Raw genomic sequence first — 18807 nt, 5'->3', positions numbered from 1 at the left:
GCCGTACGTTTCAATAAGCCAAAGCGTTACATCGCGGAGATCCCGCTCCAGTGTGTCACAGCTCGCCGCGGTCTCAGTCCCCATGGCGAAACCGGGCGATTATTTCGCTGATGCGCGCGCCATGCCAGCGCGTCATGTCGTTGGCGTGTAGGCCCCTCTCTCGAGAGATCCGTTCGAGTGCCGAAGGTGCCTGACCCGCAAGAACTCGGTGAATGTCCCGCAGCGCCCTTTCGACGATATCGGGATCGGCGATCGGCTGTCCGAATGCGCTGTGCAGGTCGCAAAGAGCTCCGAACCCGCTTTTATCATCGAGCGCGTCGAGCAGGTCGCAGAGACTCGCGCCGTGACGACGAAGGTGTTGCTCTGCGGTGTATACGGCCGCGTGACGGGCCTCTGTAGTTTCGAGGTTGGTGATGTTGACCATGATCTTCTTCCTTTATGCGTAGCAGCAACGGTGGTGGGTGCCTATTCTTCGGCTTCACTGCGGGTGCATCAGGGGAGGTCGTTCGAACCGAACTGGTCCTGTCGTCTGTTTCGCGCCGGACTTCTTGTTCGTGGAAGGAATGGCTATCGTTCATTGGGGCGACGAGAAAGAAATTTTCAGGACGCTCCATCTTGGGTCTCGAGCCGTGCCGACAAAGCTGTAGTAAGCTTTCGGAGTGGATCTTTTGCTCATTCCTCGGCGTATGGCGCCGGCCGTGCAGCCTGCATATGGCCGGCGCACCGTGTCAGGCTGCGTCCTCTGCAGGGAGGGCGAGCGCGACTGCCTCGTGGTCTTCATCGAGCTCCCCAATTTCGACTAATAGCTCGAATAGCTGGTCGGTGAGGAGGCAAAGCTCTTCTACTCCAGGGCTTTCGGGGTCGAGAAGGACGCAACACGAAAAATCGGGCTCGCATGCGTCCATAAAAGGATCCAACGACAGGAGACGATGAAGGTCTACGAGCTTACGCCGAGTCGTCCGGTCGAGACGCGATGCTTCGCGCAGGCTGGACATAATGCGTAGAACGCGAGCAGTTCCAGCATCGCCGTCGATGAGCTTCGCCGCGTTGCACAGGGCGGTGCCGTGCTCGGCGAAATGGGCGCGAACGGCGCTAAGTTGCGGTTCAGTGGACAGGGTCCGGTTGGGGAGCGTGCGCAGCATGGTGGTTCTCCTTTTGTTGCGCGACTGCCAGTCGTGGCAGCTTTCAAGCCTGTCCGGTCACTCGTGTCTGGATGCCTTTCTCGGTCTGCCCCTGAGCTGAAGGGCTGCTTTTCGTTTCTCAATATGGAGATTGGCCAACAGGTCGCGAGACGAAGAAAAAAGTTCTCCTAATCGCCGCGACGCGGAGCCGCTCTGTAGCGGTCTTGTGGCGAGCTGGTAAAGACGCGTCACGCCCTGAAACCCGCGCGCGACCGGCCGAGGCCTTCACAAGGAAAAAATTGTCAGTCGTCCGGCGCATCTTGGCTCATTCCGGGATTTGGGACATGAAGGCCGAGAAACGATTTGTCTCTCGGCCTTCTCCATTCCGAGGGGGCGTAGCGTCGCGGTCTTGTCGGTCGATGATTCGGGGGTTTTCCGGCGCCAGTTCAGATGATGGCCTCGATGCCTTTTCGATCAATGACATCGAGCAGCCTCGCCGAGGAGCCGCCCGGGGATTTCTTGCCCTGTTCCCACTGAGCCACCGTCGTCGCGGCGACATTGAGAAACTGGGCAAAAACGGGCTGGCTCATACGGCTCTTGGCCCTGATCTTCTTGATCCTGGCCGGCGTGAAGGAAGGTTTCTTCGGAACGCAGATCCGATCCATGACGCGCATGGTGATGTCGTCCATGGCGCCGACCTCGTGCAGGTCCTTCGCCATGTCGTGGGCCATATCCAGAATGTCACTCATGCCTTGCACTCCAGCTCTGCGATGGTGCCCTTCGCCTTCAGCGCCTTGATCTGTCTGTCATCGGCCTCGATGAGCGCTTTGGCGTTGACCGAGAGGGCGTCCTTTTCCCGGCGCGTGATGTTCGATCGACTGCTCTTCGGAAAGCCGTAGAGGAAGAAGATCCGATCAGATTTCTTCTTCCGGAAGCCGATGATGGTCCGGAAACCACCCGACTTGCCTCCGCCTGTGCGCGCGATCCTCTTCTTGAAGAGGTAGCCGCCAAGGTCGGCTTCGACATTGCCGTCAAAAGCCTCCTTTGCCGCCGCACAGAGGTCGCCGTCCGATATCGCTTCGGAGCCGGCCCACTTTCTGAACGCCTTTCCAACAAATACTCTCACGCGTCTCTCTAACACTTAGTGTTACACTTGTCCATTTCAATCAGCGGTCGACGGTTTCGACCGAGATCTGCGACAGGTGACGATCGAGAACGAAGTCGACGAAGGTGCTGCGTCGCCGCATGTGTTGAGGTTGAAATCCTCTCGGAAAGCAGGGTAGGCTTGCTGAAGGTTCAGCGGCTGGATCTTCTTGACCATTCGATCTCCGATCTTTCGGTATTTCTCTGTCAAAATGGCCTCCAAGACCACACGGGATGTTGGCCGGTTTCTCCTACCCCGAAGTCCCGAAACAATTTTTTCTGCTATGTGTTGCGCCGGGACAAATCTCCCGAGATGCCTCTAACCGGCGCCGAATTTTCCTTGTATAAAAGATCAGACGGCTAACGAGGTTTTCCTCGGTATCCGTTGCATTTGTGTCCCAAAAGCCGGAACGAGCCAGGCGCATCTTGAGGGTGATTTTGAAAGCTGCATTGATGAAATGGTTCGCATTGGTCCTGGGGAAAGGGTGAAGCCCGGGCGAAAAGGTCGTCCATCTCGCTCGTCGTTACCGGTGAGGTCGGGGAGCCGCTCCAGACGCAGACCGCCCACTCTGTTCAGAAAGCGATCCCCAGGCATGCTGCCCTCGACAAACCGGGCGGCCAAGGCGGGGAGCAGTTATGTGCTTCGCTTCATGAAGAATTTGAGCCTAACGCGGTTGTAGAGCACAAGACGAAGATCAGTCCGGTTCTTCCGGGCGAAACCGAACCGATACCAGCTCTCCGAAACGAACAGGCTCACTTTCCTCGGGCCGAAAGTCCCAACCATAGGCAAGAAGCTGGTTCGCCAGGTCTTTTGGCGCGATCTTCCTGTAACGATTTGCGGTGTCTGAGCGTCCCCACCCACCATAATCGAGCAAAGCGGCCCAGTCCTTGGTTTGAGCGTAAAACCAGGTCGCCCAAGTATGGCGAAGCGTGTAGGGGACGACGTCTGTGCCTAAACCGGCCGCATCGCGCACCTTCCCGAAGGCGACCGCCATCTGAGCTCCCCGGTTTGCATGAAGTTTGTAGGGGTAGCCATTCGGAGCAGGGAAGGCCGGTCCGCTGGCCGGTATCTCGCCGACAAGCTCAAGCGCGCGCTGCGGCAAGAAGACAAAGCGCGGTCTAAACGTCGTCTTAGTGCCCGGCAGCCACCACTCTCGTGTGGCGGGGTTCCAACCTTTTCCATCGAGCGCCATCGTCTCTCCGGGCCCCGCACCGGTGCCGAGCATGAAGGCGATCTTGCGCAGGGTCTCGCGTCGGGGATCACGCAGACCGATTGCGTGAGGGTCGCTGGCAACCTGGAGCATCCTTTCCGCCTCTTCCGGGCTTAGCCATCGAACTCTCCGCGTATCGGTGGACTTCTGTCGACGCTTCCCGGCGGCAAAATTCTGTATCGAACGAATAGGGACACGAACCTGACGTCGGATCGTATCGGGTCGCGCTTCGGGGTATAGAGCCGCAGCAGCTTCCATGATGCGAACTTCATCGATGTCCTCGATGAAAGTGTCGCGTCCAAAAAAACGCTTGAGTTTAGGTAGAAACCGGGCTTCCCCGCCGCCTGCTTCGTATAGCTCGGCAGCTTTGACGAAGGATGTCTTCCTCGGCTTTTTTTCCGCCTGTAGCTCGTTCTGCCAAGCTGATTGATAGATTTTCTCTGCCAGCTTCTCGGCGATCTTGCGTTGGGACTTGTCGCGCACCGGGAGTCTTCGGCGGATGCGACGTGACCCGACGCGAAAGTCGATGGCCCAGGTCGCGTGTTTTTCCTGCCAGACCGGTGTCCATGGATTTGCCAAGCGTTTGTGCCTTCCATCTTGTCCTGGACAAATTGGGGCGTCATGGAGATGCGCCCTGAGTTGCCCGTCTTACGCAAAGGAGGTTGGCGACTTTGTTCGGGGACGAAGAAAAAACTTCGGGAAAAAGAATTCCCAAGTCACCTTGCGGGACCCAGAAGGTCTTCGTCGACTTGGCGGATGACATGATCGATCCCGAGTACGGAAGGCATCAGCACAGAAGAGGCGATAGAAGCAGGGATGGATATCGCCATTGCTGGGAGTCTAAAGGCGGCGGTCGACCTTGCCGAGATGGGGTACAAGGTTGCAACCTCACGCCCAAGTCGCTTCATCGGCCGCCAAATCGTGAGAGCTATTGATGGAAGTGATCGTTCCACCGAAACCCATCCACGCGATGGCTGTCAAACGACACGCAATATTGAGCCTTAGTCTGCTTCCAGACATAGAGGCCGATTACCCTAAAATGGGGGGAAGGCTGCATGTCTGTTCATGGCCTGCTGATGACCCTCCCGTGGCTGCGTCGATCTGGCTGTGTGCTCTAATTTCGGTGTCGGACCATTCGATTCTTTGCTCTTTAGCGGAGCGGTTTGCAATGCTTCACCTAAAACGTCTGCAGTGAGAGCCCAGCAGTTTGGGGAGGAACGCCGTCTCCTCGCTCCTGCATCCTCGGTTGCTGAAGGGCTACATTGCGCACACCGACGCATCCGGTCGGGCATTCCGACAACATCCAGTCAGCTGTTCCGGATATCCGGTCGCCGCGAGATGTCGCCAATGAGCGTGCTTTCTTGATGCCGCCTCTGTTTGATGCGGTCAAGCTTTTCGAGGCTCGCGATAGGGGAGCCGCGCGGCGCGCAGTGCGCGCCCTCCGACTCTGGCGCGGCATCGCGCATGGCGGTGCCCTGTCGCGCGGGCGCAGCCCCTTAGGTCGGAACAAGATAGGGTGCGAAATCTTCAGGCGGGTTTATCACCGAGACGATCTTGAGCTGCGCAATGGTTCGGCGCAGAGCGTTTTCCAGATGCGTCGAAAGCATGCTGGCCGCCGCGGTGGTGGTCCCCGCGCGCAGCAGGTCGATTACCATGCACAACTCCATCAGCGATTGTCGGTCCGGCGGCAGACCGATAGAGAACAGCACGCTGCGCAACGCCCAAAGGCCGCTGCGGTTTCTGTTGACGTAATGCGCCAGGTCGCGGTTCGGGGTAGAAAGGATTGCCAGCTGGAAGAACCGATGATCCAGGTCGAACCACGTCCGCGGTTTGACCGGGTCATCCTGCGGCAGTGCCCTGATCTCGTCCGCCAATTGCGCCAGCGCTTCGGCGTCCACCTCGGAGGATTGAAGAGCGGCGACCTCCAGGATCATGCAGAGTTCAAACTTGTTCTTAATCCGCTGGGCCGTCAGCGGCTCCACCACCCAGCGGGAACTTGCGCTTTTCTCGACCAGGCCGCGTTCCTGGAGGCGGGAAAGGACATCTCGCACCACGGTTCGGCTCACATCGAACTCCTGTGCCAGAAGGGCCTCCACCACGCGGTAGCGGCCGAACACAAGACAGCGCGAAAGCTCCTTTTCCACGACGTCCTGAATGCGTTGCCAGTTCGGCTGGCCGACGGATTGGTCAAGTAATTCGAGGTCCAATTCGACAGTGCGCAAATCGAGTCGGCGGGGCGTTTCGTCCGACCCTGCGACAAGGTATCCACGGCCCGAGAAGCGCCTAATTAGTCCCTCCTCTGCCAAAAGCGCCAGAGAGCGCTTCACAGTTGCGCGCGACATCGACAGCCGTTCAGCCAATGCGCTTTCCTGAAGCACGACGCCGGGCGCGAGTTTGCCGTGGGAAATATTCGCACGGATCAGGTCAGCGGCCGCTTCGAAAAGTGTTGACGGGTGCGGCTCGGACGCGCGCACGAGGGTCGCCTTCCGGGTCATCGAATCGTTCTCCCACTGCCGCTGCATAGTGTTCAGGGCGCCAGCATAGCGCGTTTTTCGCCGGTCAAGGTTTGAATGTTGTATGCAAACGACGCTGCGATCAAGTGCCTTCCGGGTCTTTTGTGCCTGAAAAAAGCGGGGGCCATGCGTGTGTTGCCGTTCGATTAAGCACCTTATGGCAAGTTTCACCAGCTAATGCGCAAGATAAATGCATGTTGCATACACAAATCAAATTTTTCTTGCATGGGTGAAAAAATGGTGTTTGCATGCAAAAAGCGATTAACGGAGGAGGGGCAGTTGCTTGAGCTAAATGGCGTCACCAGGCTTTACGGGGATGTAGTGGCCCTGGACGGCCTTGATCTGAGCGTTCCGGACGACACCTATCTGTCGCTGCTGGGCGCGTCGGGAGCGGGCAAGACCACGTTGCTGCGCCTCATCGCTGGATTCGAGGAGCCCAATCGCGGTGAGTTGCTGCTCAATGGTGAGCGGCTCGACGGCAAACCACCGCACCTTCGCGACATTGGGTTCGTTTTCCAAAACTTCGCACTGTTTTCTCATCTCTCCGTGGCGGAGAACGTCGCCTTCGGCTTGCGCTACCGCGAGGTCGGCCGGCTCGAGAACGAGGCCGAGATTCGGGAAAGAACCCAGCATGCGCTGGAGCTGGTCGGGCTCGAGGATTTTGGCCATCGCGGCGTCGGTGAAATTTCGGGTGGCCAGCGTCAGCGCGTCGCCTTAGCCCGCACACTTGTGACCGAGCCGCAGATCGTACTGCTCGATGAGCCGCTCGGCGCGCTGGATGCCAATCTCCGAGCGCGCATGTGCGATGAACTGCGAGCCATCCGGGAGCGGCTGAAGGTTAGTTTTCTTCACGTCACCGGTTCCGAGACCGAAGCGTTGACCATGGGGGACACGGTTGCAGTTCTGGCCGAGGGCCGGATCGCACAGGTCGATAATTCCCGCTCGCTTTTCACGCAGCCGAAAAATCCGGCCTCGGCACGCCACCTCAATGCCTGGAACCTACTGTCAGGCGTAGTGGAAAACGGCGCTCTGCGCACCTCGGTCGGGCTACTGCCGATCGGCGAGAAGGTGGCCGACGACACGCCGGTTCAACTTGCCGTCCGGTTCGACGATATCGGTGTTTGCGCGCCGTCAGACGTTCCGGCCGGACATGATCATTTCGAAGCGACCTATGTGACCGGTGAGTTCAACGGTCCCACGGCGCTTTCGTTCTTCCGCACACCCGACGGGGAGCTGATCCAGGTGGTGGACCACCTGAGCGATCCGCGCCTGCCGCAGCTCGAGGAGGGCAAGAGCTACGCGCTGTTCTTCTCGCCGGACTCTGCGGTGCTGTTCAAGGGAGCCGCTTGATGAAAACGACCAGCAAAGAAACGCTTAGTACGCCAGTCTTTGGCGCTGATGCGTCAGCCGTCAGCCCTGCCGTCATGCGAGAGACCAAGGATCGGCGCCGGGCCTTCCTGCTTTTGACCCCTGGCGTGCTTTGGATGCTGCTTTTCATGCTGCTGCCGTTGGGGATGGTGATTTACGTGTCCTTCTGGACGCAGACCACCTTCGCGGTGAAGCCCGAGCTGACCACCGCAAGCTGGGAACGTTTCCTGAGTTCTTCCACCTACCTGACAGCAATCGGCACTACGCTCAGGGTCTGGGTCATCGTGCTTCTCGCGACGCTGATCGTGGGCTACCCGGTCGCGCTTTTCATCGGTCTCTTCGTCAAGAACAGGACGCTCCAGACAGCCCTTCTGGTGGCTTGCGTGATCCCCTTTTGGACATCGTTTCTGATCCGCGTGATCGCGTGGCGCCCGATGCTCGGCACAGAAGGGGCGATCAACATCATTCTGATGAAGCTCGGCATCATATCCGAGCCTCTGAGTTTCCTGCTCTTCTCGGAGTTCTCGGTCATCGTGGGCATGACGCAGATCTACTGCGTGTTCATGGTTGGTCCAATCACGTTCATGATAGCCCGCATAGACGAGTCGGTGATCGAGGCCGCGCGCGATCTTGGCGCGTCATTCGGGACGATCTTCCGGCGCATCGTTCTGCCCCTGTCCCTTCCAGGCGTGATCGTGGGCACGATCTTCGTTTCGGTCATGGTCTTGGGTGAGTTCGCTACCGCAGCATCCCTGTCGGGTCGGAAGGTCAATCTTCTGGGCAACATCATCGTCAGCCAAGTCGGATCGCTCAAATGGGCCTTCGCCGCCGTCGCAGGCGTGGTGCTGACAATCATCATCACTGCGGTCATTGCGCTCGCCTTGCGCGTCGTTGACCTCCGGAAGGAGATGTAATCGTGGAAGTCCGTCTGCTCCGCCCCGTGCTGGTGCTCTACACCGCTCTGTTCCTGCTGTTCCTTTACGGGCCGATGATCATCCTTGCCATTCTTAGTTTCCAGGGAGAGGGCGGGGGCCCTCAGTTCCCGATCCAAGAGTGGTCGATCTACTGGTACAAGCATCTTCTCGGCCTGGCCGAAACCTCACGCGTGTCGCAGCTTCCGGTGGGCGCGAGCCTGGTGCGGTCGCTGGTGCTGGCTTTCATGACTACGGTCGTGTCGGTCACTTTGGGTACGATGAGCGCAGAAGCCTTCCGCACCCGTTTCAAGGGGGCCGGGCCGATCTTCTACCTTATCATCTTGGGCATGATGGTCCCGGGTGTTTTGGTTGGGCTTGGAGTGGCGCTACTGTCGAACTTCCTGGACATCGGCAGGGCTTGGTGGAGCACCTCTTTCGTGCTGCATGTTGTCTATACCTTTCCCTTCGCATTCCTCGTGATGCTCGCCATCTTCAACCGCTTCGACCGATCGGTCGAGGAAGCTTCGCTCTCGCTCGGCGTCAGCCCGGCGCAGACTTTCCGGCGCGTGACATTCCCGCTGATCTTTCCTGGGGTGCTCTCGGCCATGCTGTTTAGCTTCACGCTAAGCTATGACGAGTTTTCTCGCACGCTGTTTACCGCCGGTGCCGATCTGACGCTGCCGCTTTCGATCTATGGCACCTTCTCCGTCGAGATTTACCCCAATGTGTTCGCGTTCGGCGTGCTAACTACGCTGTTCAGTTTCACTCTGCTGGTGATCTACGGTCTGCTGATGAAACGCTTCACTGCGCGTTCGAAAAGCCGCTTTGCCGGCCAGGAGGAAGCATGATTGCCTTGGTGACAGGCGCCGGCTCCGGCATCGGCGCGGCGATTGCTGAACGGCTGGCGCGCGACGGCTACCGGGTCGCTGTTAACGACCTTCACCTTGAGGCCGCCGAAAAGGTGACCGCCGGAATCCGGGCCGCAGGCGGCCAAGCGAATGCCTTCGCAGCCGATGTCAGCGACGAGGCCGCGGTCGATGCGATGATGCACCGCGTGAGGAAGGAAATGGGAGCGCCGGGCATCGTAGTGAACAATGCGGGGTTCGGGCATCAGGCGCCGTTCGTCGATATTCTGCCAGCTGAGTTCGACCGCATGTTCGCGGTGCATGTCCGCGGAACCTATCTGGTGACCCGTGCCGCCCTGCCTGCAATGCTCAAGGCCGGCGAGGGGATCATCGTCAACGTGGCGTCCCAGCTCGGCCAGATCGGCGGTGTGGAGCTGGCCCATTATTCGGGCGCTAAGGCCGCGATCATCGGAATGACGAAATCTCTGGCGCGCGAAGTGTCGGCGCGGGGGGTGCGGGTTAATGCTATCGCGCCTGGTCCAATTAATACGCCACTGGTCGAGGGGCTGTCGGAAGACTGGAAAAGCGCCAAGCGGGCCGAGCTCCCACTGGGACGGTTCGGCGAACCCGCAGAGATCGGTGGCGTGGTGTCCTTTCTTTGTTCGGATGATGCCGCACTATTCGTGGGTCAGACGCTGGGGCCGAATTCTGGGGACGTGATGCTGTGAGGGACGATATGGACAGAAGAGTTGTAATTTTGACGGGCGCTGGGATCGGGATCGGCCGAGCCTCCGCCAAGAAATTTGCCGCGCAGGGCGATCACGTCGTCGTCACCGACGTGCTGACCGACGAGGGCGCGGCTACCGCCGCAGAAATCGTCAACGCTGGCGGTAGCGCCGAATTCATGCCGCTTGACGTGCGCGATACCGCGGCCGCGGATGCTCTCGTGGCGGATGTTGCCGAGCGCCATGGTCGCATCGACGTGATCGTGGCGAATGCAGGGATCGCCCACCGCGTCCCAATCGCCGAGATGACTGACGAGAAGTGGGATATGACCTTCGACATTGATCTGAAGGGCATGTTGCGGGTCATCCGCCCTTCATTGCCGGTAATGAAGGAGGGAGGCGCCATCATCTGTCTCAGCTCCATTATGGGCGTGGCGTATGGCTGGGACGAGCACGTCCACTACTCCTCCGCGAAGGCCGGGGTTGTGGGGCTTGTGCGGGGCCTGGCCGTGGAGATCGCCAAGCGTGGTATCCGGGTGAACGGCGTTGCGCCTGGCTATACGCGCACCGCTCAGCTTCTGAGCGAAAAGAACAGTCTTGGGCCGAACGCGGATGAGATAGCGTCGCCCTACATTCCGATGGGCAGATTGGGCGAACCAGAAGAAATCGCGAGCGTCATCGGTTTTCTTGCATCTTCCGAAGCCTCCTACCTGACAGGGCAGGTGGTTGCGGTTGATGGCGGCTTATTGCCGGGCCGCTACTGAATACTAACCAACTAAATCAGGGAGTTTTAATCATGACGTCAACGAACCGTCGGACCTTCATGAAAGGCACCGCCGCGCTCGGCGCGGCAGCGCTGGGGTCGGGTATGCACCCATGGACCCGCTGGGCTCAGGCACAGGATTTGTCTAATCAGGCACTTCGAACGACCGGCCTTTCGACCACGGTGCAGGATCGCATCCTCGAGAAATTCCAGAAAGCAAGCGGCGTCGGCTCGGTCTCCGGCACACCGGCGACCTTCCCGGATTCGCAGACCAAGATTCTTTCGGGCGCGTCGGACTTCGACACCTGGGAAATCATCGCCGAGCGTCTGCCCGCGCTGATCGCTACTGACAATGTCGAGACCATTCCAGTTTCGGCGGTTCCGAACTGGGCCAACATCCGCGACACCTTCACTAAGGTGAACCCCAAATGGGAACGGCGGTCCCAGATCGTCGGGCAGATTTGGGCGGATGATGCGCAGACCGAGCTTTACATGGTTCCAGCGGTCTACAACTACGACTCCATCGGCTATAACCCCGATGTTCTGACGGACGAGGAAGCCAATACTTGGACCGCGATCTTCGACGACAAGTGGCGGGGTAAATCGGGCCTCAACGTCGACCCGCTGATCGCATTTGGGCAAGCCATCCTCGCTATGAATTCCTTGGGCATGCTGGAGGTTGAAAACCCGGGCAATCCCAGCGTCTCGGACATCGACGAAGCGACCAAATTTTTGATCTCAAAGAAGAAAGGCGGTCAATTCCGTGCGCTTTGGGGTGATTTCGGTGAACTGGTGAACCTCATGGCCTCGGGCGAGATGGTTGTGTGTGACGCTTGGCAGCCCGCAGTCATGGCCGTCAAGGCGCAGGGCAAGCCCGCGAAATATGCGCGTCCGAAAGAGGGCTATCGCGCCTGGGCTATCGGTCCGTCGATGCTCAAGGGCACGCCGAACCGCGAAGCGGTGATCGCCTATGCGAATTTCTGGCTGTCCGGTGAACCAGGCATCACCGTGACTGAGCAGGGCTACTATTCGCCTTCGACCAACATCAAAAAGGTGATGGATCCGAAGAAATACGCCTTCTGGTACGAGGGACAGCCGTGGGAAGGTGAACCGGAGCGCGGCATCAACCCTGGCGACCTGCGTGATGGCGGATCGCTTGAGGAGCGTGCTGCGAACGTCGCCTACTGGCATCAGTGGCCCGATGAGTATGACCACCTGATCCAGCGCTGGGACGAGTTCCTTAACGCCTGATCCAAGGCCCGGGCGTGCAGCGGAGCGGCTGTGCGCCCGGCGCACTATGAACCAATTCCCGAGGCAAGGTGGAAATGCTCTACGATCTTGAACTTAAATCGGTCGGCAAGACCTACCCCGACGGCACGGTCGCCGTGTCGGATTTCGACCTCAAAGTCGAGAAGGGTGAATTCGTGGCCTTCCTTGGGCCATCGGGCTGCGGAAAGTCTACCACTTTGCGGATGATTGCCGGCTTCGAGGAGATCACGAACGGCGAAATCTTCATCATGGGGCAGAACATCTCGCACACGCCGCCGGAAAAGCGCCCGACATCCATGATTTTCCAAAACTACGCGCTGTTCCCGCACATGACGGTTCGCCAGAACATCGCCTTCGGGCTGGACATCAAGGGCGTGCCGAAGTCCGAGAAGGATCGCAAGGTTGATCGAATCCTCGACATGTTCGATCTGACCGAATTCGCGGACCGCAAGGCCGACAAGCTTTCCGGCGGGCAGCGCCAGCGAATTGCGCTTGCCCGCGGCCTTGTGGTCGAACCAGAGATCCTGCTGCTCGACGAACCGTTAGGGGCGCTGGACGCCAACCTGCGGCGCATCATCCAGAACGAGCTGAAATTGCTTCAGCGCGATCTGGGGATCACCTTCGTCTTTGTAACCCACGCGCAATCGGAGGCACTGGGCCTGTCGGACCGCGTCGTGGTCATGTCGAACGGCGTGGTCGAGCAAATCTCGGCGCCGAAAGAGCTTTACACGCGCCCGGCGACGCCCTTCGTGGCCGAATTCATCGGCTCGAACACGATCATCGAAGGCAAGCCCGCGCAGGGCGGCGACCAAGGATTGCGGCTGATTGAAACGCCATATGGCCCTATTTCGGGAGTCGGCGCAGCCGGCGCCAACCTTGCGGTGATCCCCGCTGAAGCCTTCAACCTCGGCCTGCGTAATACGCCCGGCGAGATCAGGCTTGAAGGCACCGTGACCGCCAAGCAGCTCGTCGGCTCCATCGGGTATCTCAGGGTCAAGCTCAGCGACGGTCGCGAGATTGACGCGGAAACCCATGTCGGCGCGCTTGAGGCGCACAGCTATTCGCCCGGTTCACCCGTGACCTTGGGGATCGACCCCACGTCGGTCACGCTGATCCATAACTGATCCAACAAGGAGACTAAACATGGCAAAGGATATTCTGGTCGGCTTCGGCATCGACGTGGACGCGGTTGCGGGCTGGCTTGGCTCATATGGCGGGGAGGACAGCCCCGACGACATCTCGCGTGGTCTTTTCGCAGGCGAGGTCGGCTCGCCGCGGCTTCTCGACCTCTTCGACAAAACGGGACTGAAAACCACTTGGTTCATTCCGGGCCACTCCGCCGAAACCTTCCCCGAGCAGATGCACGATGTCGCAAAGCGTGGCCACGAAATTGGGATTCATGGCTATAGTCATGAAAACCCGATCGCGATGACGCGGGAGCAGGAAGAGGCGGTGCTCGATAAGGGGATTGAACTGGTCACCAAAATCTCGGGTAAGCGCCCCACCGGCTATGTCGCCCCGTGGTGGGAGTTCTCCAACGTCACGAACGAGCTGCTACTCAAAAAGGGTATTAAGTACGACCACTCGCTGATGCACAACGACTTCACTCCCTACCGGGTGCGCGTTGGCGACAAGTGGACGAAAATTGACTATTCCGCCAAGCCCGAGGACTGGATGAAGCCGCTGGTACGCGGCGAGGAGACGGACCTCATTGAGATCCCGGCGAACTGGTATCTCGACGATCTGCCGCCGATGATGTTCATCAAGAAGTCGCCCAACAGCCATGGTTTCGTGAACCCGCGCGACATTGAGCAGATGTGGCGCGACCAGTTTGATTGGGTTTACCGAAATATGGATTACGCGGTCTTCCCGATCACTATCCACCCCGACGTGTCGGGCCGCCCGCAGGTGCTGATGATGCTCGAGCGCTTGATTGCGCACATTAAGTCGCATGAAGGCGTGCGCTTCGTTACGATGAATGAAATGGCGGACGACTACGACAAGCGCTTCCCGCGAGGCTGATCACGCGGATCAATCATCGGGTCGCCCTCGATCGGGCGGCCCCTCACAAACAACAAAGGCAGAACCGATCATGTGCTCGCTGTGCGGAATACTGGGGTGCGACGACCACTGGACCCATGCGGTGGACCGTCCAGGCGTCTTCACCCGCAACACCGACCGCCGCTCGCGGCGGGTCGAAAGCGCGCGGCGGGTCGCGGCGGCCAATCGCGTGTTGTCCTACCGGAGGGTAAAGCTGGCTGAGTGGCAAGGCACGTCATACGTCGTTTCGAACGCCACCGGAGCATCCTCGGTCTTCGAATCCTTCTCTCACCTCTGGCCCGAGGCCGAGGCTCTCGCGGGGCGCGAGATCGATCCGCTTGATGATGCGCTCATCGATTGGGTGGGCGGACAATGATTCCGGTTACGCTGCTCACCGGCTTCCTGGGATCCGGGAAAACCACGCTCCTGCAGCGTCTCTTGACCGATCCGGGAATGGCCCGCGCTGCGGTGCTGATAAACGAATTCGGCGAGGTGGGGCTGGATCACCATTTGCTGGACCGTATCGACGACAATGTCGTGCTTATGAAATCCGGCTGCATCTGCTGCACCGTGCGCGGTGAGGTAGCCGACGCATTGATGAACCTTCACAGCCTACTGACGCGGGGCGAGATCGACTTCGACCGTGTCGTGATCGAGACGACCGGGCTGGCTGATCCCTACCCGGTGCTTCAGACGCTGCGCGCACATCCCGTGCTGCGCAGCCACTTCGATAACGGAGGCGTTCTGACTACGGTCGATGCCGTCAATGCGACACGCCAGGTCGAGCATCGAGCCGAGGCCGTGCGCCAGATCGCGGCAGCCGACCGGATTGTTCTGACTAAGACGGATCTGGCAGAGGATGGAGAGATCGCTGCGCTGCGGGCGACGCTCTCGCGGTTGAATCCCTCGGCGCGGGTGCTAACCAACATGGACGCAGCGGATGCGATAGTCCGCGATCTCGATCCCGGCGTGCCGCCGCTGCCGGAGGCGGAGAAAATCGACGGGCATCATCACCACCATGATCACGACCTAAATGAAGACCTGGGTGTCGTGACGTTTTCCTTGACCGTCGAGGAAAACGTGGACTGGACCGATTTTGGCATCTGGCTCACGCTTTTGTTGCACCGCTATGGTGACCGCATATTCCGGTTTAAGGGGATTCTGGCCATCGCCGGCGAGGAGCGACCGGTGGCAGTTCACGGGGTGCAGCACCTGGTTCATGCGCCGGTCCATATGGAACACTGGCCGGAGGGTGCGCGGGTTTCGCGGATGGTTTTTATCCTCGAGGGGCTTGATCCCGAACGCATCCGTCGTTCATTTGCGGCTTTCATGCGTTTGAAGAGTGTGAAAGCCGTAGCCTGATGGAACCGTTACGAATCCTGTGCACTGAGATTCTGCCTTGGCGGCTTCTGAAGGAACGTGCTGAGGCCGACCTCGGCTTTCCGATAGAATTCATGGAACAGGACTTCGTGACCGCCCAGCGAACGGCGGCGATGCGATCAGATTCCTATGATGTGTATGACCAGTGCTTTCACAACCTCGATATCGTCTGGCACTGGCGCGCGATTCAACCGATCGAGATTTCCCGGATCGACGCTTGGGAGGAGATGAGCGATCTTGCTCGTTGTGTTGGCGCCAACGGGACGGGCGGCGGTTTAGGCGACACACCCGCCAGCCGTCTATATGTGCAACCCGACTCCACCTTGTCGGCGAACCCGACGGGGCGGATCTCGATGCTACCTACGGTCTACAACTTCGACAGTTTCGCCATCAATCAGGGTGAGGCGGCGCTGGACGTGGATCGCGACGTCGTCAGCTGGTCCGAATTGCTCAACCCGCGTTGGCAAGGGCGCGTCGCATTGGTGGATGAACCCGCGATCGGGGCGTTCGACCTGACTATGGCGCTTGTTGCAGCTGGCCGCATGGAGGTGCGCGACCTGGGCAACATGACGGTAGAAGAAATTGATGAGATGTATGGCCACGCAGTGGAGCTGGTCAATTCTGGGCATTTCGCCCCGTTCTGGCGGCGAGCGTCGGAACCCGTTGACCGGTTCTCGGATGGTGACCTGTGCATTTCGTCAATCTGGTCGCCCTCTGTGGTGGCAATGAAAGCGCGCGGCATGAAGGTGCGCCAGGCGTCCCCGACCGAGGGTTACCGCGCCTGGCATGGCGGGCTTTGTCTGGCGCAGCATTTGCAGGGGAAACGGCTGGACATGGCCTATGCTTGGTTCAACTGGTTCCTCGACGGCTGGGCGGGGGCATGCATGGCGCGGCAGGGCTATTACATGTCTGTCCCTGAACGCGTGCGCGCGGTACTGGATTCGGACGAGTGGGATTACTGGTACGAGGGCAAGCCCGCCGCGCGCAATCTGCCCGATCCTCACGGGCGGGAGGCGATCCGCGCGGGCGATGTCCGCTCGGGCGGCTCCTACCGGGCGCGCGCTAAGCATATCGCGGTCTGGAATAGCGCCATGGACGAGCACAACTTCCTGGTGCGCCGCTGGAACAAAATAATCGAACTGGCGGAGGCGCGCCGCGCGCGCCGGCGGGCGGACTGTCCGCGTAGCGTTTCCGCGAATTGAGGATGTTGCCATGAAGAACGTCACACTTATCGCGACCGGGGGCACAATCGCTTCAACTGCCGAGCGCGCAGGTGGGCCGGTGAATGCCAACGTCGCCGCGCATCGGCTGCTGGATAGCCTGCATGAACGGCCTGATGGGATCACTGTGCAGGTCGAGGATTTCGAGGCAGTCGGCAGCTATGCGTTGGACCTGGAAACTGTGCATCGTCTGTGCACCCGGATTGGCGAGGTGCTTGCCGACGATGCCGTGGACGGGGTCGTGGTCACGCACGGTACTGACACCATGGAAGAAAGCGCGTTTCTCGCCGATCTCCTGGTCCGTTCGGACAAGCCTGTGGTCTTTACCGGCGCTCAGCGCCATGCGGGCGCGCCCGATACTGATGGGCCGCGTAACATTGCGGATGCCATCCGCTGTGCAGCCTCGGAGGGGCTGCGAGGGCAGGGTGCGGTTATCCTTTTCGAGGGGGATCTTCACGCCGCCCGCGAGGTGACGAAGGCGCACAGCTCGCGTGTCGATACTTTCCGCTCGCCCGGCTTGGGCAAGCTGGGCGAGGTTGATGACGGTGCTGTATATCTTTATCGCCGTTCGCTGGCCCGGTCCCATGTCGAGGCGCCGAGGCTCGATCCAGGGGTCGAGCTAATTCTTTTGGGACTCGGCAGCACGCCGGATTACCTCGATTACTGCGCGTCGGCGGGCAAGTCTGGCGTTGTGCTGTCCGCTTTTGGCAGGGGGAATGCCCCGAGCGGTTTCGCTGAACGTATCGCGCGTCTGACGGAGGCCGGTGTGCCCGTTGTTGTCGCCTCGCGCTGCGCCGAAGGCCGGACACTGCCCGTTTACGGTAAAGATTCGGGCGGGCGGACATTGCAGGAAGCCGGCGTAATCTTTGCAGGAAGTCTCTCGCCCATCAAGGCGCGCTTACTGTTGAGCGCATTGCTCGGGGGCGGTGCCGGTGATGCCGAGATCCGCGCGGCTTTCGAAGGGGCGGGTAGTCTCGTCTGAACGGCGGTGCTGCCAACTGAGACCAGCTTGGAGCGTCGGGCGTTCGGTCGGGCGCCGCTTGACCAGCGTGCAAATGCGTGGCCCGGGCGCTGGCTAAAGGGAGCGCTGTGATTACGTGCCGCAGGATTGCAAGAATTTATGCGCAAATCGGCAAGAACGCCTGCGCGCCCTGTCACTATCCTGTCTTTAAGGGACGTGTCGGGCCCTTCAATCCAGAGGCACGAGAGACGGAAAATGATCATCAGTAGTGGAGGGTCCGCCACGCCGGGCGGACGCGATAAATGGCAGAAGATGGTGTCCGAGGCCTATTTCCCCCTCGACACGGAATGCCTTGATCGCCAAGCGTTCCGTGGCGAGATGCAGCAATGGTCGCTGGGCGTGATCGGGCTGTCCCGGATAGATTGTGACGGGGTTCTCTACCAGCGCAAGCGTCATCACTTCCTGAACGAGACCGAAAGCTCGCTCCTGATTGCTATCCCGGAAAACGATGAAGTGCAGTATTCGCAGAACCAAAGGCGGACCTGCTGCAAGCCGGGCAGCTTCATCGTCGAGCGCAGTGACGCGCCGTATGAATACTGGCATGCGCGCCGCAATATCCAGTGGGTGCTGAAGGTGCCTTCAGCCAACGTGCGCGCGCGGATCGGCCCCTCCGAGCGGCTGGGCGGGCTTATCTTCGACGGGCGGCATGGCGTGGCCGGCTATTTCCTTAGCAGCATGCGAGCCGCCATTTCCCATATTGAGCAACTCGACTATTCGGCGCGCGAGACGGCCGGAAGCCATCTGCTGGAAATGCTTTGTCTTGCGATACGCAGTGACGAGCGCGTACTCGACAGCACTACATCGACGGTGCGGGCCGCGCATCTTTACCGAGCCGAGCAGTTCATCCGCGAAAACCTGAAGGATCCGAACCTGTCCCCGCAAAGCGTTGCGCGGGCCTGCGGAATCTCTTTGCGCTACCTGCAACAACTCTTTTCTGACGCGGGCCCATCCGTCAACGGCTATATCCGCGACCGCCGCCTGACCCGTTGCTCGGAAGAGCTGCGCGCCCAGGGAGCGGGCGCAACCGTCGCCGAGATCGCATATCGCTGGGGTTTTGCCGACCAGGCCCAGTTTTCAAGGCATTACAAGGCGAAGTTCGGATGCACGCCGACGGAAACGCGTAAGGAGGCGGGACGCCTCCGCAGGGCAATGTAATGGCCGCGCGAGCCGTGCCGGCTTGAGCCGGCCCGCTCTCCCGTAGACCAAGACGTCCAGTCAATGAAGCAAGAAGCTGCCGAGGACTCCTCTTCGGCAGACGGGCCCATCGTGTCCGC

At 59.9% G+C, this 18807-nt stretch carries 20 protein-coding genes; 13 read left to right on the top strand and 7 right to left on the bottom strand.

The genetic code is table 11. The features are described from left to right. Positions 1–73: 73 nt before the first annotated feature. The 7 genes from BMG03_RS12680 to BMG03_RS12655 all read right to left on the bottom strand — a co-directional run bounded on the left by BMG03_RS12680 (position 74) and on the right by BMG03_RS12655 (position 5970). A complete protein-coding gene (locus BMG03_RS12680) occupies positions 74–424 on the bottom strand; it encodes a hypothetical protein (RefSeq protein WP_075777457.1) in 351 nt (116 codons plus the stop codon). A 304-nt stretch (positions 425–728) separates the two neighbouring features. Then, on the bottom strand, positions 729–1142 hold the full coding sequence (locus tag BMG03_RS12675; RefSeq protein ID WP_075777458.1) for a hypothetical protein: 414 nt from the start codon (positions 1140–1142) through the stop codon (positions 729–731). 425 nt (positions 1143–1567) lie between these two features. Continuing rightward, positions 1568–1870 (bottom strand): helix-turn-helix domain-containing protein, encoded by a 303-nt coding sequence (locus BMG03_RS12670; protein ID WP_075777459.1) that lies wholly within the window; start codon positions 1868–1870, stop codon positions 1568–1570. Next, positions 1867–2247 carry a type II toxin-antitoxin system RelE/ParE family toxin gene (locus tag BMG03_RS12665; RefSeq protein ID WP_075777460.1) on the bottom strand — a complete coding sequence of 127 codons (381 nt, stop codon included), beginning with the start codon at positions 2245–2247 and terminating at the stop codon, positions 1867–1869. The genes BMG03_RS12670 and BMG03_RS12665 overlap by 4 nt, the downstream gene beginning before the upstream one ends. Before the next feature lie 36 nt (positions 2248–2283). Continuing rightward, positions 2284–2442, bottom strand: a complete 159-nt coding sequence (locus tag BMG03_RS20775) for a hypothetical protein (protein WP_157771591.1) — start codon at positions 2440–2442, stop codon at positions 2284–2286. A gap of 517 nt (positions 2443–2959) precedes the next feature. Further along, positions 2960–4054, bottom strand: a complete 1095-nt coding sequence (locus BMG03_RS12660; protein ID WP_157771590.1) for a tyrosine-type recombinase/integrase — start codon at positions 4052–4054, stop codon at positions 2960–2962. Between the two features lie 917 nt (positions 4055–4971). Further along, positions 4972–5970 (bottom strand): GntR family transcriptional regulator, encoded by a 999-nt coding sequence (locus BMG03_RS12655; protein WP_075777481.1) that lies wholly within the window; start codon positions 5968–5970, stop codon positions 4972–4974. Between the two features lie 297 nt (positions 5971–6267). Between BMG03_RS12655 and BMG03_RS12650 the strand changes: the two genes are divergently transcribed. The 13 genes from BMG03_RS12650 (at position 6268) to BMG03_RS12590 (ending at position 18688) form a co-directional block, all read left to right on the top strand. Further along, positions 6268–7338: an ABC transporter ATP-binding protein gene (locus BMG03_RS12650; protein WP_244270949.1), complete on the top strand. Its 1071-nt coding sequence runs from the start codon at positions 6268–6270 to the stop codon at positions 7336–7338. Beyond that, entirely contained in the window at positions 7338–8270 is a 933-nt protein-coding gene (locus tag BMG03_RS12645) for an ABC transporter permease (protein WP_208858021.1), read from the top strand. Before BMG03_RS12650 ends, BMG03_RS12645 begins: the two co-directional genes overlap by 1 nt. 2 nt (positions 8271–8272) lie before the next feature. Continuing rightward, positions 8273–9118: an ABC transporter permease gene (locus tag BMG03_RS12640; RefSeq protein ID WP_075777462.1), complete on the top strand. Its 846-nt coding sequence runs from the start codon at positions 8273–8275 to the stop codon at positions 9116–9118. Beyond that, a complete protein-coding gene (locus tag BMG03_RS12635) occupies positions 9115–9843 on the top strand; it encodes an SDR family NAD(P)-dependent oxidoreductase (RefSeq protein ID WP_075777463.1) in 729 nt (242 codons plus the stop codon). The genes BMG03_RS12640 and BMG03_RS12635 overlap by 4 nt, the downstream gene beginning before the upstream one ends. An 8-nt stretch (positions 9844–9851) precedes the next feature. Continuing rightward, positions 9852–10604, top strand: coding sequence for an SDR family NAD(P)-dependent oxidoreductase (locus BMG03_RS12630; protein WP_075777464.1), 753 nt, complete (start codon positions 9852–9854; stop codon positions 10602–10604). A gap of 32 nt (positions 10605–10636) precedes the next feature. Next, positions 10637–11854 carry an ABC transporter substrate-binding protein gene (locus BMG03_RS12625; protein WP_075777465.1) on the top strand — a complete coding sequence of 406 codons (1218 nt, stop codon included), beginning with the start codon at positions 10637–10639 and terminating at the stop codon, positions 11852–11854. A 74-nt stretch (positions 11855–11928) separates the two neighbouring features. After that, positions 11929–12996: an ABC transporter ATP-binding protein gene (locus BMG03_RS12620; RefSeq protein WP_075777466.1), complete on the top strand. Its 1068-nt coding sequence runs from the start codon at positions 11929–11931 to the stop codon at positions 12994–12996. A 19-nt stretch (positions 12997–13015) separates the two neighbouring features. Further along, positions 13016–13894, top strand: coding sequence for a polysaccharide deacetylase family protein (locus BMG03_RS12615; RefSeq protein ID WP_075777467.1), 879 nt, complete (start codon positions 13016–13018; stop codon positions 13892–13894). A 70-nt stretch (positions 13895–13964) separates the two neighbouring features. Further along, complete coding sequence (locus BMG03_RS12610; protein ID WP_075777468.1) at positions 13965–14288, top strand: hypothetical protein; 324 nt, start codon at positions 13965–13967, stop codon at positions 14286–14288. Next, positions 14285–15274, top strand: coding sequence for a CobW family GTP-binding protein (locus BMG03_RS12605; RefSeq protein ID WP_075777469.1), 990 nt, complete (start codon positions 14285–14287; stop codon positions 15272–15274). Before BMG03_RS12610 ends, BMG03_RS12605 begins: the two co-directional genes overlap by 4 nt. 92 nt (positions 15275–15366) lie before the next feature. Beyond that, on the top strand, positions 15367–16494 hold the full coding sequence (locus BMG03_RS12600) for an ABC transporter substrate-binding protein (protein ID WP_244270948.1): 1128 nt from the start codon (positions 15367–15369) through the stop codon (positions 16492–16494). 10 nt (positions 16495–16504) lie between these two features. Then, positions 16505–17494: an asparaginase gene (locus BMG03_RS12595; RefSeq protein WP_075777471.1), complete on the top strand. Its 990-nt coding sequence runs from the start codon at positions 16505–16507 to the stop codon at positions 17492–17494. A 234-nt stretch (positions 17495–17728) separates the two neighbouring features. After that, positions 17729–18688, top strand: coding sequence for an AraC-like ligand-binding domain-containing protein (locus BMG03_RS12590; RefSeq protein WP_075777472.1), 960 nt, complete (start codon positions 17729–17731; stop codon positions 18686–18688). Positions 18689–18807: the final 119 nt, after the last annotated feature.

The organism is Thioclava nitratireducens (assembly GCF_001940525.2).
Classification (GTDB): Bacteria; Pseudomonadota; Alphaproteobacteria; order Rhodobacterales; family Rhodobacteraceae; genus Thioclava; species Thioclava nitratireducens.
The sequence above is the reverse complement of the archived record's forward strand: the minus strand, read 5'-3'. Positions and strand labels throughout refer to the sequence as shown.